Raw genomic sequence first — 14,936 nt, 5'->3', positions numbered from 1 at the left:
CATCAGGCTTTGTCAATATCAATTGGCAAAGCCTTTTTTAAAAAATACATTATGAAAGGTAAAATTCTATTTTTTATATTTCTGGGAGTACTTGCCAGTGCTCAGGTCAACAGATTCTTTTATGAATACAAGTTTATTCCGGATTCCAATAATAAGGAAAATGTGAAGACAGAAATGATGATGCTGGATATTGATAAAAATGGATCAAACTATTACAGTCGGGATAAATTTGTAGCAGATTCCACCGGAAAAGTAGAACTTGAAAAACAGCTGAAAGCCGGAGGTGGAAATATTAATATCAACAGACGGGAAAGGCCGGGACAGGTTTCCTATACAGTAACGAAAAAATATCCGGATTTTACAACCTATCTTTTCAGAAGCATTTCTACAGATAAGTATAAAATAAAAGAAGATAAAAAACCGGAATGGAAAATATTGCCTGAAAAACAAAAAATTGGCACATACCAAGCTCAGAAAGCAGTCGCCAGTTTTGGAGGAAGAGAATGGGCAGCCTGGTTTACAACAGATTTACCTTTTCAGGATGGACCCTATGTGTTTTATGGACTTCCGGGTCTTATTGTAAAGATTGAAGATGCTACAGGATCTCATGTTATGACGATGATCGGCAATAAAACGATCAATACCCCGGCTGCGGAGACAGAAATGCAGATTCCTGATCATGTAAGAGTATTGGGAATAGGCGGAAAAGAGCTTGAAGTGACAAAAGACCAGTTCAAAAAAGTATGGAAAGCTTATGTGAATGATCCTACCAAGAATATGAGAGAAATGATGATGAAAAATGGAGATGGGAACACCAAAGTAAGCTTTAAAGTAAAAACAGGAGATGGCAAGGAAATCTCAGACCCTAATCAGGTACTTAGGGAAATGGAAAAAAATACCAAAGAGGCCCTTAAAAAAGATAACAATCCGATAGAACCGGATTTGGTGAATTAAAATTATTATTATTTTCTAAAGTAAACAGGATGACATACGTGTCATCCTGTTTTTGTTTTTTCAAGCAGCAGATGTTAAGATGGAGGAGGTGAATGATAAATATCAATTAAGCTTATAATAACAAATTTCTTATCTTTCAATAGACAATAGACAATAGACAATAGACAATAGACAATAGACAATAGACAATAGACAATAAGCAATAACCAATCAACATTATATCTCATGACAGAAAAGGAAAAATGCGCAGCCGGACTTTTGTACAATGCCAATTATGATAAAGAACTGATTCAGGAACGTATTGCCTGCAAAGATTTGTGCCAGGAATATAATGGACTGAAAAATTCTGATACAGAAAATAGATACAGATTACTCAAAAACATTATCGGAAGTATCAAAGAAAATATCTGCATAGAACCTACCTTCTGGTGTGATTACGGGTATAACATAAAAGTAGGTGAGAATTTCTATGCCAATCATAACCTTGTCATTTTAGACTGTGCAAGTGTAGAGTTTGGAGATAACGTGTTCATTGGCCCCAACTGCAGTTTTTATACTGCAGGTCACCCACTGGATGCAAAACAGAGAAATGAAGGTCTGGAATATGCGCATCCGATCAAAGTTGGGGATAATGTGTGGTTAGGAGGCAATGTCGTAGTACTTCCCGGAGTTTCTATTGGAAATAACTCTGTAATTGGTGCAGGAAGTGTAGTAACGAAAGATATCCCGGACAATGTAGTGGCAGTGGGAAACCCCTGTAGGATTGTTAAAAATATAAAAGAAGAAAACTAAAACTATATCAAAAACTAACCATGAAAAAAATCATCATTTTACTCAGTCTTATATTGGCTGTGATAGCTAATGCCCAGAATCAAAGATTTATTTATGAATATAAATTTATCATCGATTCTACAGCTAAAGATAAACAGGAAACCGAAATCATGTTATTGGATATTGCCCCAAAAGGCTCCAAATTTTACAGTAAAGATTATTTTGAATCAGATTCCATAATGAGAGCTATGATTGACAAGCAGTCTCAGAGCGGAAATTTTAATCTTTCAGGATTTAAATTTAAAGGTAAAATGCGGTATAGTATAGAAAAAATGTACCCGGAATATTCTGTTAATTTCTTTACTACTCTTGCTTCTGAAGAATACCTGGTACAGGAAAGCAGAAAACAGGACTGGAAAATTCTTCCTGAAAAAGAAAAAATAGGAGAATTCAATGCACAAAAAGCTATTTGTGATTTTGCTGGCAGAAAATGGACGGCATGGTTTACAACAGATCTTCCCATTCAGGATGGTCCGTATAAATTTCATGGACTTCCGGGATTGATTGTAAAACTTGAAGACCATAGCCGTACCCATTCATTCGAATTAAAAGGAGCTAAAAAACTTCAGGCAGGCTATGAATGGAAGAGTACCAAAGATAAAGAACGGTATAATTCTATCATCACACTTAACGAAAAAAAATACAAAAAAGCATTTAAAGACTATTGTAATGATCCCATCAAGAGTGAAAGACAAATGATGGCACAGGGAGTTATCATGGAAATGATAGATGAATCAGGAAAATTGATGGACCCGGAAAAAGCCTTAAAAGATCAGGAAGCAGTGGCCAAAGCCAATATTAAAAAGGAAAATAACATTATTGAACTGGATCTGTTGAAATAATATTCCAATATATCATACAATGTCTGAAAACACAATTTCAGGCATTTTTTATTTCAAAATCTTATCCCAGAGTTCTCTGTGGAATTGTATCATATTGCTGTATACATTTGGATTTTCCCCCATTCTTACAATAATAAGATTCTTGCTGGGAACAATATCGAGGATTTGACCGTTTTTGCCCAATGCACAAAACATATCTTTAGGAGCACCAGGAACCAGTGACTGACTGAACGATTTTTCAAATCCGGGAACCCTTGCTTTTTCTTTTCCGTTAAGCCACCAAAGGTAACCATAGGAAGGGTTGAGGTCCTGTGAAGTATCAGTCATTTGCTGAAAATAGCTGTCGTTCTTGTAATAGATCTTTTCATTCAGTTTCCCCTTATTTAAAACAAGTTTTCCGAATTGTAAAAAGCTCTTTGCAGTACTTGAAAATACAAGTCCGTTCTCATAAGGCATCCATTTTCCTGAAATACCCGAACCTGAAAGCTTTTCAGAAGTATATTCATCCATGCTTTTATGACTTGCCTTTTCAATCACTTTTGCCAGTTGGGAATAGGCTGAAGTATCATAATACCAGAAATTCCCAGCCGGATTTTTAAAAACAAAGCAGTTTCCATATTCACAGACCTGATCTTTAGAATAGTCAAGCCCGGAAGTCATGGTCAGAAGATTTCTGATGGTAATTTTATCTTCAGCACTTTTATCCATTCCGGTCCATTTTCCAAGATATTTTGAGACCGGATCATTGATGTTGAGCAAATTTTCCTGTTGAGCAATTCCGATAAGAACAGCGGTCAGGGATTTCCCGGCAGAAGCCCAGTACCAATTAGAATTTGAATCGAAAGGCTGTTTGTCAATCATCTTTGTTCCAAAATATTTTTCATTAATGATTTCTCCATTCTGAAAAATGATAAAAGCACGGCTCTTATTTTCAAGATTAAACTGATTAAGCTGTTCCAGTTTTTCCTTTGAAAAAATGATGTTTTGAGAGAATCCTAAAACAAAAGAAAATAGGGTGAACAGAATGATATTTTTTTTCATGGCTCTTTTTGTTTTTGGATTCAGATATTGCGAAGTAGTTAAATCAAAAAAATCCCGAAACTTTGTTTCGGGATTTTTATATCTGAATAAGAGTCAGTTATTATGCTAATTTCTGAGAATCTGCAATAAACTGAGCCAAACCACTGTCTGTTAATGGGTGCTTCAATAAGCTCAAGATCGGAGGAAGTGGAGATGTAATTACATCAGCTCCGATTTTAGCACAATCGATGATGTGCATAGAATGACGGATAGAAGCTGCTAAGATCTCAGTTTCGAACATATAGTTATCGAAAATCAATCTGATTTCTTCGATAAGGTTCAGACCGTCTGTAGAAATATCATCTAATCTTCCTAAGAATGGAGAAACATAATTAGCTCCTGCTTTAGCTGCTAAAAGAGCCTGCCCAGCAGAGAAGATCAATGTACAGTTCGTTTTGATTCCTTTATCAGAAAAATATTTTAAAGCTTTGATACCGTCTTTGATCATAGGGATCTTTACAACGATATTTGGGTGAATAGCGGCCAATTCGTCTCCTTCTTTAATCATTTCTTCGTAGGTTGTAGAAAGAACTTCAGCAGAAATGTCTCCGTCTACAAGCTCGCAGATCGTTTTATAATGGTTTTTGATTGCTTCAGCTCCCTGAATACCTTCTTTTGCCATTAATGAAGGATTGGTGGTTACACCATCTAAAATTCCAAGGTCTCTTGCTTCCTTGATTTGCTCTAAATTAGCTGTGTCAATAAAAAATTTCATTTTGATAAATAGATTTATTGATACAAAGATAGGGAATTAATTGGGTTCTGAAGTATGAATTTTGAGTTACGAGGTTCGGGATTTTGGGGTAAACAGGTTTGAGTGTAGGAGAGTTTTAGGGTATGAGGGTTTTAGAGAATGAAAAAATAATTTTATGCTGATCTTAAATCAAATAGTTATTTTAGCTTCTAGCTTTTAAATTTGTTATCCATGAAAGACAGCAGCTTCACCGCCACATTAGACATCATAGGAATTAACCCTTTTGTATTTGTTCCGGAAGATATTTTGGACAAAATTTTTGACGAATCGGGGAGAAATAAAAGCCCGATTCCTGTAAAAGGAACTGTAAATGGAAAAGAATTTACACAAAATCTAATGAAATATCTGGGTGAATGGAGGTTGTATATTAATCTGATGATGTTGAAGAATTCCCCGAAGAGAATCGGCGAAATCATAGAAGTGGTATTGGAATATGATGATTCTGACAGAAGTATTCCTATTCATCCCCAATTGGAAAAGTCAATCAGAGAAAGTGCCTTAGCAGCAAAAAATTTCGAAAACCTGATTCCATCAAGAAGACATGAGCTGATTCGATACATCAATAATCTAAAAACAGAAGCCAGTATCCAACGGAATATTGAGAAAATAATGAAGCATCTGCATGGGGAAATTGATTTTTATGGTAAGAGGATTGAGTAGATGAAAGAATCAAGAGCCAAGATGGCATATGTCAGACTTTTATAATAAAAAAGACCGGAAATTTTTCCGGTCTTTCTTTTTATGAATTTAAAGCTTTGCTAAGCTTTACAGCATCTTGGTTGGTTGGGTCATACTGTATTGACTTGGCGATATGCTCTTTTGCTTTATTAGGATCAGTTTGCTGTTCTGAAAAGGCAAGATAGAAATAGGCATAAGCAAGATTCTTCTTATTTTGCTCTACTTCTTCCGGTTTTACAGTAGCAATGTACTTTTCATAGGCAATTTTTGCATTGGCATCATCTTTTGAAGCCTGATACACATAGGCCTGGCTGTAATAAGAAGGTGCCCAGTCCGGCAATAAAACGGAGATTTTCTTCCAGGTATCAAGGGCATTGGTCCAGTCTGATGCTTCCTGATAGGCATTAGCCAATTTTGCTAATGATTCTGCATCCTTTGGATTGGCCTCAATTTGTTTTTTAAGACCTTCAATTGTTGGGTTGGTCGATTGACTCGTTGAAGCCGATGTTTCCGGCTGAGTCGTTTGTGCATTTACAAGACTTACACTTCCTGCTAATATTAAACCTAAAAACAGGTTTCTGCTATTAATTTTACTCATTTTCATAATCTTATATTTTAAATTCATAATCTAAAATTCAATAATAATTCCACAAAAGCATAAATTTTAGAGGCTTTAAGGTTTTTTAGAAAATATTAACGGGATTGAGCTTTTTTTTAGATTAATTTTTGATTCGTTACTGTTTGAGGTTATCTTTGTGATTCACTTTTTTAATAATAAATATAATCTCGTGGTATGAACATCATATTAGCCTCAACATCCACAATTTTTGGTGGAGAATATCTGGAATATTTAAGAGAAGAATTAATCCAACTATACAAAGGAATTGACGAAATTGTGTTTATCCCTTTTGCAAGACCAGGGGGAATTTCTCACGATGACTATACTGCAAAAGCACGTTCTTTCTTTGAAACCATCAATATAAAAGTAAAAGGACTTCATGAATTTGAAGATAAGAAGGAAGCCCTAAACCAGGCAAAAGGGTACTTTACCGGAGGTGGAAATACTTTTTTATTGGTTAAAACATTACACGAAGAAGGTCTGATGTCTGTATTAAAAGAAAATGTATTGAACGGAAAAGCATATCTTGGATGCAGTGCAGGAAGCAATATCGGAGGACAGAACATGAAAACGACCAACGATATGCCGATTGTATATCCGCCAAGTTTTGAGTGTATGGGATTGGTTCCTTTCAATATCAATCCTCATTACCTTGACCCTAACCCGGATTTGAAACACAATGGGGAAACCAGAGAAACCCGTATTCAAGAGTTTCTTACCCAGAATGACATCAAGGTTGTAGGCCTTAGAGAAGGAAACTGGATCAGAAGAACAGATGATTCAATTACTGTAGAGGGAAGCGAACTGACCAGGATTTTTGAAAAAGGGAAAGAGCCTTACGAAATAGAAGCAGGCAGCAGACTTTAATGAACAAAGAAGAAATCAATCATTTTATAGAAAGAAATCTGACCAATTTTTCAGTGAACAGTACCGGATGGGATGACCTGATCCGGAAATTACTGTTTGAATTTGCCATTGCAGGCTGGAATATGGAAAATCGGGTCTTTGGAAAGGAGAAATTTGGTCAGCTGAGATGTTACACTTATTCTGAGGACGAAGTACTCAACATTCAACTTAAAAATATCAAAGACAAATATTCAGAATTGTCTGGGAAGATTTGTGAGATCTGTGGCAGTGAAGGTAAAATGAGGTCCATAGGTTCCTGGCAAACTACGTTATGCTTAAATCATTTTCTTGAACAGCATCATATTATTGAAGTTGATGCAGATCAGAATATCAGAATTAATAACAAAGCTGTTCTGAATATTAAAGACATCCGTAAAGCGGAACTTGAATATGATCTTCAGAAATTGTGGATTTCCAGAAAAGGATATGATGATCCTGAAGAAAAAAAATATTTTTCATGGAGGGATCCTAATTATTATCTGCTTTTAAAAATGATTCCACTCACCCTTTTTCCGGAAGACAGGCGAAATGAAATTTCAATGTTGTTTCAAAATTTGCAATATTGTGAGATATGCGGTCATAAAGCTGTTCATGAAAGAAGCTGTCTACGCTGTCATCAGGAGCCCTGGAATGATTCAGGATATTTTATAGAAGATTACGGCGAAAAATCTAATTATATAAAAGAATGCCAGATGGATATTTTTATAGATGAAGATGATTACGAGAAATATTTTAAATATGACCGTTCATTTGAAAAATCCACTGACCATCAGATTCTTTTCAGCCCCGAGGATCTCAGGGAGTATGAAAAGCTTTTATTTTAACTATATTTGATTAGAATTTAAATAAATGAAAAGGTCAGCTATTACCGGTCAGTATTACTATTGCTGCGGTAAGTGATACTTGAAACCGATCCATTTAAAACAATAATGCAATGAAAAAAATACTTGCTGTTCTCACACTTTCTGTACAGATGGTTGCTGCGCAGAATATGGCCCAGAAATTAGATAAAGTAACCAGGGATCTTATGGATTCTTCGGGGGCAGTTTCTTCGAGTTTATCATTTTATGTTTCAGATGAAAACGGCAACTTTATATACGAATATCAGGGAAGCAAAGGACTCTCCACAGCTTCTACACAGAAAATTTTTACCGCAGCTGCTGCTTTGGAAACGTTAGGAAAGAACTATACTTATACAACGACTTCCAGCTATTCCGGAAATATATCAGGAGGAGCGCTTAGCGGAAACCTTTTTATCAGTTCCAATGGCGATCCCACATTGGGAAGCTGGAGATATGATGCCTATAAACCTGAAAATTTTAAAAAGAAGCTGATGGATGCCATTAAAAATTCGGGGATTACAAAAATATCCGGAGATCTGGTCATTGATGATTCTTATTTTGACCATCAAACCATTCCGGGAGGCTGGCCGTGGGATGACCTTGGAAATTACTATGGAGCCGGTGTATGGGGAATCAACTGGAAAGAAAACCAGTTTGACATCAATATTAACGGAACAGATTTTAAAAGCTTTTCTTATCCTTTAGAAGGTGTACAATGGCTGAATGATCTGAAAACAGGGGGAAGCTCAGATCAGAGTCTGATTTTCACCGCTCCCCATTCAAATGTTGCATTGATCAACGGAATGCTACCGGCAGGAAAAACGGTAATGGTTTCCGGTTCTACTCCTAATCCACCTTTACAGCTGGCGGCAGAAGTAAAACAATGGCTGAAAGAATCAGGAATTGAACTTTCAGGAAAAGCTGTTACCAATTCACAGCTTGAAATAGAAGGAAAAAAAGCCTTAGAAGCTCCGAAAAATACCATTATTCTGACGTATCAATCTCCAACGCTGGATAAAATGGTGTACTGGTTTCTGAGAAAAAGTGTGAATCTGTATGGAGAAACATTTATTAAAACCCTGGGAAAAGAGAAAAAGGGAAATCCGAGTTTCAAAAGCGGGGTTGCCTATCTGAAAGAGTTCTGGAAATCAAAAGGAATCAATCCTAATATGATCAACTTTGCTGACGGAAGCGGACTTTCCCCACAGAATTATGTAGCGGCAAAAGCAGAAGTACAGGCCCTTTTATATGCTAAAAAGCAATCATGGTTTGAAGTATACTACGATGGATTCCCGGTTCAGGACAATGGAATGAAAATGAAAAGCGGAACCATGAGAGATACCAAATCTTTTGCAGGATATCACACCGCAAAAGATGGTAAAAAATATGTATTTTCGATTATTATCAACAACTATCAGGGAAGTGGAAGTGCAGAGCTGCAGAAAATCCTGAATGTTTTAAAATAAAATACCTTTGAGAAAATCCATACTCACCAGACTGAATAACTGGATCATTTTTGTGGTCATGACTACTTTGGTTATTGCCATTGTAGCGGCTTCAACATCGCTTATTAATTTTCTCAGAAAAGAGGAGATCAAAAGGATAAGCCTTCTTTCCAAAGCGATAAGAATACAGCAGGAAGTAAAAACTCCGGATACAGATGTTCTGGATCTGCTGCCGGATATCCTTAATATCAACAATACCATTCCGTTCATTGTAACAGATAAATATAAAAATCCGATTCTTGATCTTGGATACTACCGGAATATTCCTGAAAGTACCATAAAAGATCCTGAAAAGCTACAGGACGTGATCCTGAAGATGGAGAAGAATTATGATCCTATTGAAATCAAAGTACCCGATGGAAATAATCAGTTTGTGTACTATGATAACTCGCGTATGCTTAATAATCTTCAGTATTCGCCTTATATTTTAGGACTGTTTATTCTGCTGTATTTTGGTTTTTCGTTCTGGTTTTTCAGGACCATCAAAAAGACAGATGAAGGTTATCTTTGGGCAGGTCTGGCTAAAGAAACGGCGCATCAGATCGGAACTCCTTTATCCTCTATGATAGGCTGGATAGAAATAATGAAGCTGGATGATCCAAATTCGGAGGGGGTACATGAGATTGAAAAAGATATTGAAAGGCTTAGAACCATCTCTGAAAGATTCTCGAAAATAGGTTCTGTTCCTGAGCTGAATGATAGAAATTTCAATGAAACGATTCAGCAGAATTATGATTATTTAAAGACCCGTATTTCAAGAAAAATCAATTTTACGCTGAATCTTCCTACTTATACTGTCCTGGTTCCTCACAATAAAATTCTGATGAGCTGGGTGATTGAAAACCTGGTAAAAAATGCTGTAGATGCTATGAAAGGTGAAGGCGCTATTACCATGTCAGTTTTTGAAAGAAACAAAAATATTCTGGTCGAAGTAAAGGATAACGGAAGCGGAATGACAAAACAACAGGCAAGAAACGCTTTCAATCCCGGATATTCTACCAAAAAAAGAGGTTGGGGATTAGGACTGTCATTAGCAAGAAGGGTAATCCATGAGTATCATAACGGGGATATTAAAATTTCCCAGACTGAAGTAGGAAAGGGAAGTACCTTTAGGATAACAATAAGGAAAGGAGAGGATATTTAATTGGAAATTAGTTTTACAAACAATAAACCTATAAGGTTTAAATATACAACTTGAAGAAAATAAAAAGCGGGGAAAATTTCCCCGCTTTTCTGTTTATTTTTTACCTGTAAGCCACTGTGTCTGTAGTTTCAGTTCTTCCGGAGTTGGATTCGCCTTATATGAAGGTGTTTCCAATATCATTTTATCCAGAACAGCCTTTCCTTTCAGGTTCATTTTCTCTTTCTTACCGGCATTATCTCTTAAAATAGTTACCGTAACGTCTTGTCCGTCTTTGATGGTTCTTGTATAGGCAATAAAATCCTGTACCTTTTTGATGTCTACTGTTTTTCCATCTATAGCAAGTACCTGGTCTGTGATTTTAAATCCTATGCTTTTTGCAAATGGAGATAGAGCAGAATGGTCGTCAAAAGCAAATGCATTGTTCTTTTCATCAAAACCTGTCTGATTCGGGTCTTTGATAAACCAGAAAACGGGCTGGCTTTCCTGCTTTTTGATATCCACGCCTACCATGCTTAGATATTTTGCATAAGGAGTTGGCTGGTTTCCTGCAATATATTGATTATAAAAATCTTTCACCTGAGGATATCCGGTTACTGTTACCAATTCATCAATCAGTTTATCATCTTTAAAAGGCTTGTTTTCTCCAAATCTTTGAGACAATTTTCTGATCATATCACGGTATCCCATTTCTCCATTAGAAAGCTTTCTAAGTTCAATATCAAGACACATTGCCAAAAGAGCTCCTTTTTCATAAACATTTCTGTATTGGTCCTTATAAGGCTCCACCAATACATTCTTACTCATTACCGTAAACGGCATCGTATCATCGTAGCTCTTGGAATTAGCAATTTTTTCTGCCATTCTTTGAAGGAACTGATCTTTATTGATCAAACCTTCCTGAATCTGGAATAGATTGGCAAAATATTCTGTACCCCCTTCATACATCCATAAGTGCTGAGACATTTTAGGATCTGCATAGTCGAAATAGTGGATCTCTTCCGAGTGCGTCTTCAGAGGATTTACCGTGTGGAAAAACTCGTGAGAAACCACGTCAGTAATGGTATTGTCAATAGCCTCTTTCGGCATTCCCTCCGGAAGCACTACACTTGTAGATTCATGGTGCTCCAGTGCTCCGAAACCTTTTACTTGAGGTCCGTCACCGCCGGAAAGATAAAGCATGATTGCATACTTTTTATTGGTATTCATATCCCCCAGGAATTTCTTCTGAGCGACAACCATTTTTTCCAGATTTTCTTTGAAGTCTGCTGCTTTGTATTTTCCTGTTGGAGAATATACGCCCAGTACAAGATCCATTCCTCCAGCATTGAAGGTAATATAATCAGGTTTTGTGTACATTAGCGGAGAATCAGTTACCTTAGCATAATTAGCAAGAGTAAACGTATCTGTAGATTCAGATTTATCCTGATCTACCAAAGCTGTTGTTCCGTAGAAGTCAGTGGGTTTCTGAATTACCAGCTGATAAGGAACATCCTGCATATTTTCAATATATCCGATAAACCCATGGGTATTGATCATATAAATTTTTCCTGCTTCAATGTCAGTTCCTGACGGAGAAAATACCGCTTTATGCTTTGATGTATCATTTTCTTCATCAAAGCTGTCATTCACAAGATAAGAGATTTTGGAAAGGCCCTGGGCATTTTTCAATGAATAGGTATTATCATTTACTTTGGTAAAAGTAAGTTCTTTCCCTTTATTATCGTAAAATTTGATTCCTTCGATGAATCTTCCATAATCGTCTATAGAATAAGTACCCGGAACCGTTTTGGGGAAATGAAATTTGATATCTCCGGATTTCATTTTCGGGAAATCCATGGTAACGGCTACTTTATCATCTTTTACATTGACAAGATCAATGGTTGTTTTTATAGACTGAGCATTTGCTAAAAAAGAAGCAAAAATACCTAGACTAAGTACTGTTTTTCTCATTAGGTTTACATTAATAGTTAAATAGTTGCTTTTTTTGTCACTTTGTTACGGAAGAAGTATTAAACTTTTCTTAAAATTTTAAACTTAAAAAGCAAAAAGGCAAATTTGCTTGATCCGCGAATTTGCCTTTTTCTTTATGTAGTGCTATAAAAATTAATATAATAGTTGGGGTTAAACTCAACCGGAGTATTCTTTTTAAGCTTTACCGTCTGCCAGTTTTCTGTAGGATTGATAGTCTGGTCACCGCTAATGATGATAGGTAATTTCAGGTTCTTTACCCCATCTGCATATCGGAACTTTAAAGTATCACCATTTTGAGTATACTCAAGGGTTGGTATTTTTATTGTTCTCAGATACTGATCAAAAACAGTTGAGAAATCGATTCCTGATTTTGATGAAATATACTTTTCGATCTGCTGGGTGGTAACGGTCTGATGGTAAAAATCTTGGTTGAGTCCTCTCAGAATCTGTCTGAATTTTTCATCATTATTAATCACCTGTCTTATCGTATGAAGCATATTAGCTCCCTTTGGATACATATCTCCACTGCCTTCATTTCTTACTCCATACTGTCCAATAATAGGGATGTCGTTATTAATATTATTTCTAATTCCTATTATATAAGTTTCTGCCGATTTTTTATCTAGATATTTTTCTGTGAAAAGAACTTCAGAATACATGGTGAAACTTTCATGAATCCACATATCAGCCTGATCTTTTGCCGTAATATTATTAGCAAACCACTCGTGGCCACTTTCATGAATGATGATGTAGTCCCACTTCATTCCAACTCCCGTTCCGGAAAGATCTTTTCCACGATAGCCATTCTGATAACCGTTTCCGTAGGCAACATTACTTTGATGCTCCATTCCTAAGTAGGGTGAATCAACCAGTTTATAAGAATCTTCATAGAAAGGATAAGGTCCAAACCAGTACTCAAAAGCAGAAAGCATAGGCTTTACCTGCTGAAACTGTTTCTTTGCTTTATCCAGATTATAGTCAAGTACCCAGTAATCCAAATCAAGTTTCCCTTTTTCTCCATCATAAGTGTCCTTGAAGTTCACATACTTACCAATATTGGGAATAATAGAGTAGGCATTGATAGGGTTTTTTACTTCCCATGTGTATGTCGTTTTATTCCCCTCTGTTTTTTGGCTGGTAAGTCTTCCGTTTCCAACTCCTACAAGATTGCTGGGAGTAATGATGTTCATAACGATGCCATTATCAGGTTCGTCACTCCAGATATCCTTTGTAGGAAGCCAGATTGAAGCACCTATTCCTTCATCAGCAACGCTCATCCATGGATTTCCGTTTCTATCTTTAGTGAAAACCCAGCCTCCATCCCATGGAGCATTTTTAGCAATGGTAGGTTTTCCAGAATAAAGAACGTTGATGGTATATTTTTCTCCTTTTTTGAATTTTTTATTGGTTGTAATTAAAATAAAGTCTCCCTCTTGCTTGTAATTTACAATAGGAAGGCTTCCTTCTATTTTATCAGCTTTCATGGGCTGCTGAAGGTCAATCTGGAAAACAGGATTGGTAACATCTTTGATGATCTCAAAACTGATCGTATTATTTCCTTTAATGCTTTTTTGTTCAAAATCAGGCTCTACAGAAAGATCATATTTTTTGACATCCCAGAAATTTCTGAATTCAGTATTGGAACCTTTTAAAATATCCTGCTTGGTGAAAGTCTTACCTTTCTCAAAGAACTGCCCGAAGACAATCCCTGATGCAAATAAGAGTGTATATGATAATTTTTTCATTACAATTTTTATTAATACTTCTCAAAAGTATAAAATTAAATTAACAGGCACATGCCGGAGCTCAAATTAAATATAAATTTTTGGAAGGCATCAAAAAAGCCCGGCAATGGCCGGGCTTAGGTATAAAGTTGTAATTTTTTAATTATTTCTGTGCTACCGGAAGATTTCCGTTATTTTTCTGTGCTTTCTTATAGGTTACTGTACACATCATAATACTGAACTCATATAGAACAAGCAGCGGTAATGCAGCCATTATCATACTTAAAACATCTGCCGGAGTAATGATTGCAGCAACGACCATAATCAAAACAATAGCATGACGGCGATAGGTTTTCATAAATTGAGGCGTTAAAATTCCGATGCTGGTAAGGAAATAGATAAGAATAGGGAATAGGAAAATAATTCCCATACCTAAAACCACCTGCAAAAATAGAGTCGTATAATCACTTAAGTCATACAGAGGAACGATAATATCTGAGATTTTAAAAATAACCCCAAAATTAACCGCAAACGGAAGGATTAAAAAATACCCGCATAATACCCCGGTCATGAAAAGCATCCATACCGAATTGATGATATAAATAGAATTTTTTCTCTCTTTGGGATGTAAAGCCGGACCGATAAAACGCCATAACTCCCATACAATATATGGAAATGCAGCCACCATTCCTCCAAAAATAGAAACTGCCATCATCACATTGAACTGCTGATACAATCTCTGTACACGCACAGGGAATTCTTTTGGAAGGTGAATACTATCTTCCCCCAAAATCATTCTTGAAAAATGATTAACAATTCTGAATGTAGGAAAATCATTTCTGGTAGGTCCAAAAAAGATGTGGTCCATAATCCAGTTGATATTAAAGCCCACTACAAATGCCGCAATTATGATAGCAATAATCGAACGGACCAGGTGTCCCCTTAATTCTCCAATGTGCCCAAGAAAGGACATGTCTTTACCATCACTCACAGAATAAAATTTTTAATGCGCAAATTTATATAAAAAAATGATAGAAGTGAGATTATGTACATTATTAGTTAGATTTTACTTTTAATCCAAACATT

Annotated in this window: 14 protein-coding genes; 8 read left to right on the top strand and 6 right to left on the bottom strand. The window is 36.1% G+C overall.

The window, feature by feature from the left end; all coding sequences use genetic code 11:
- Positions 1-51 precede the first annotated feature (51 nt).
- From DBR39_RS07885 to DBR39_RS07875, 3 genes are all read left to right on the top strand, one after another.
- Positions 52-954: a GLPGLI family protein gene (locus DBR39_RS07885; RefSeq protein WP_124532000.1), complete on the top strand. Its 903-nt coding sequence runs from the start codon at positions 52-54 to the stop codon at positions 952-954.
- Positions 955-1,179: 225 nt separating this feature from the next.
- Positions 1,180-1,746 carry a sugar O-acetyltransferase gene (locus DBR39_RS07880; protein WP_124531998.1) on the top strand — a complete coding sequence of 189 codons (567 nt, stop codon included), beginning with the start codon at positions 1,180-1,182 and terminating at the stop codon, positions 1,744-1,746.
- A gap of 20 nt (positions 1,747-1,766) precedes the next feature.
- Positions 1,767-2,627 (top strand): GLPGLI family protein, encoded by an 861-nt coding sequence (locus DBR39_RS07875; protein ID WP_124531997.1) that lies wholly within the window; start codon positions 1,767-1,769, stop codon positions 2,625-2,627.
- A 48-nt stretch (positions 2,628-2,675) separates the two neighbouring features.
- Here the strand turns inward: DBR39_RS07875 and DBR39_RS07870 are convergent, their stop codons facing one another.
- Together DBR39_RS07870 and fsa are read right to left on the bottom strand one after the other, a co-directional pair.
- On the bottom strand, positions 2,676-3,668 hold the full coding sequence (locus DBR39_RS07870) for a serine hydrolase domain-containing protein (RefSeq protein ID WP_124531995.1): 993 nt from the start codon (positions 3,666-3,668) through the stop codon (positions 2,676-2,678).
- Positions 3,669-3,768: 100 nt separating this feature from the next.
- A complete protein-coding gene (fsa, locus tag DBR39_RS07865) occupies positions 3,769-4,422 on the bottom strand; it encodes a fructose-6-phosphate aldolase (protein ID WP_103234673.1) in 654 nt (217 codons plus the stop codon).
- A 210-nt stretch (positions 4,423-4,632) separates the two neighbouring features.
- Here fsa and DBR39_RS07860 point away from each other — a divergent pair, with 210 nt between their 5' ends.
- A complete protein-coding gene (locus tag DBR39_RS07860; protein ID WP_124531994.1) occupies positions 4,633-5,121 on the top strand; it encodes a YdeI/OmpD-associated family protein in 489 nt (162 codons plus the stop codon).
- Positions 5,122-5,200: 79 nt separating this feature from the next.
- Here the strand turns inward: DBR39_RS07860 and DBR39_RS07855 are convergent, their stop codons facing one another.
- Positions 5,201-5,737, bottom strand: a complete 537-nt coding sequence (locus DBR39_RS07855; protein WP_228447789.1) for a tetratricopeptide repeat protein — start codon at positions 5,735-5,737, stop codon at positions 5,201-5,203.
- 195 nt (positions 5,738-5,932) lie between these two features.
- Here DBR39_RS07855 and pepE point away from each other — a divergent pair, with 195 nt between their 5' ends.
- The 4 genes from pepE to DBR39_RS07835 all read left to right on the top strand — a co-directional run bounded on the left by pepE (position 5,933) and on the right by DBR39_RS07835 (position 10,155).
- Positions 5,933-6,625: a dipeptidase PepE gene (pepE, locus tag DBR39_RS07850; protein WP_124531990.1), complete on the top strand. Its 693-nt coding sequence runs from the start codon at positions 5,933-5,935 to the stop codon at positions 6,623-6,625.
- Positions 6,625-7,488 (top strand): hypothetical protein, encoded by an 864-nt coding sequence (locus DBR39_RS07845; RefSeq protein WP_124531988.1) that lies wholly within the window; start codon positions 6,625-6,627, stop codon positions 7,486-7,488. Before pepE ends, DBR39_RS07845 begins: the two co-directional genes overlap by 1 nt.
- A 110-nt stretch (positions 7,489-7,598) precedes the next feature.
- The gene (gene dacB, locus DBR39_RS07840) at positions 7,599-8,972 is read left to right on the top strand and encodes a D-alanyl-D-alanine carboxypeptidase/D-alanyl-D-alanine-endopeptidase (protein WP_124531986.1); all 1,374 of its coding nucleotides are present in this window, start codon (positions 7,599-7,601) and stop codon (positions 8,970-8,972) included.
- A 7-nt stretch (positions 8,973-8,979) separates the two neighbouring features.
- A complete protein-coding gene (locus tag DBR39_RS07835; RefSeq protein ID WP_124531984.1) occupies positions 8,980-10,155 on the top strand; it encodes a sensor histidine kinase in 1,176 nt (391 codons plus the stop codon).
- Positions 10,156-10,248: 93 nt separating this feature from the next.
- On the opposite strand, the gene DBR39_RS07830 is transcribed toward DBR39_RS07835, so the two are convergent.
- From DBR39_RS07830 to tatC, 3 genes are all read right to left on the bottom strand, one after another.
- Positions 10,249-12,105, bottom strand: coding sequence for a PDZ domain-containing protein (locus DBR39_RS07830; RefSeq protein ID WP_124531982.1), 1,857 nt, complete (start codon positions 12,103-12,105; stop codon positions 10,249-10,251).
- A 134-nt stretch (positions 12,106-12,239) separates the two neighbouring features.
- On the bottom strand, positions 12,240-13,871 hold the full coding sequence (locus DBR39_RS07825) for a M1 family metallopeptidase (RefSeq protein ID WP_124531980.1): 1,632 nt from the start codon (positions 13,869-13,871) through the stop codon (positions 12,240-12,242).
- Between the two features lie 142 nt (positions 13,872-14,013).
- Positions 14,014-14,841 (bottom strand): twin-arginine translocase subunit TatC, encoded by an 828-nt coding sequence (gene tatC, locus DBR39_RS07820; RefSeq protein ID WP_124531978.1) that lies wholly within the window; start codon positions 14,839-14,841, stop codon positions 14,014-14,016.
- Between the last annotated feature and the right edge of the window lie 95 nt (positions 14,842-14,936).

This window comes from Chryseobacterium sp. KBW03, from assembly GCF_003852415.1.
Lineage (GTDB): Bacteria > Bacteroidota > Bacteroidia > Flavobacteriales > Weeksellaceae > Chryseobacterium > Chryseobacterium viscerum.
Note: the sequence above shows the minus strand (reverse complement) of the source record. Positions and strands in the feature narration are given on the sequence as shown.

Coding starts and splice junctions, on each gene's coding strand:
- fsa (WP_103234673.1), bottom strand. CDS start 4,422: ATGAAATTTTTTATTGACACAGCTAATTTAGAGCAAATCAAGGAAGCA.
- pepE (WP_124531990.1), top strand. CDS start 5,933: ATGAACATCATATTAGCCTCAACATCCACAATTTTTGGTGGAGAATAT.
- DBR39_RS07845 (WP_124531988.1), top strand. CDS start 6,625: ATGAACAAAGAAGAAATCAATCATTTTATAGAAAGAAATCTGACCAAT.
- DBR39_RS07860 (WP_124531994.1), top strand. CDS start 4,633: ATGAAAGACAGCAGCTTCACCGCCACATTAGACATCATAGGAATTAAC.
- DBR39_RS07885 (WP_124532000.1), top strand. CDS start 52: ATGAAAGGTAAAATTCTATTTTTTATATTTCTGGGAGTACTTGCCAGT.
- DBR39_RS07880 (WP_124531998.1), top strand. CDS start 1,180: ATGACAGAAAAGGAAAAATGCGCAGCCGGACTTTTGTACAATGCCAAT.
- DBR39_RS07875 (WP_124531997.1), top strand. CDS start 1,767: ATGAAAAAAATCATCATTTTACTCAGTCTTATATTGGCTGTGATAGCT.
- DBR39_RS07870 (WP_124531995.1), bottom strand. CDS start 3,668: ATGAAAAAAAATATCATTCTGTTCACCCTATTTTCTTTTGTTTTAGGA.
- DBR39_RS07825 (WP_124531980.1), bottom strand. CDS start 13,871: ATGAAAAAATTATCATATACACTCTTATTTGCATCAGGGATTGTCTTC.
- DBR39_RS07830 (WP_124531982.1), bottom strand. CDS start 12,105: ATGAGAAAAACAGTACTTAGTCTAGGTATTTTTGCTTCTTTTTTAGCA.
- dacB (WP_124531986.1), top strand. CDS start 7,599: ATGAAAAAAATACTTGCTGTTCTCACACTTTCTGTACAGATGGTTGCT.
- DBR39_RS07855 (WP_228447789.1), bottom strand. CDS start 5,737: ATGAGTAAAATTAATAGCAGAAACCTGTTTTTAGGTTTAATATTAGCA.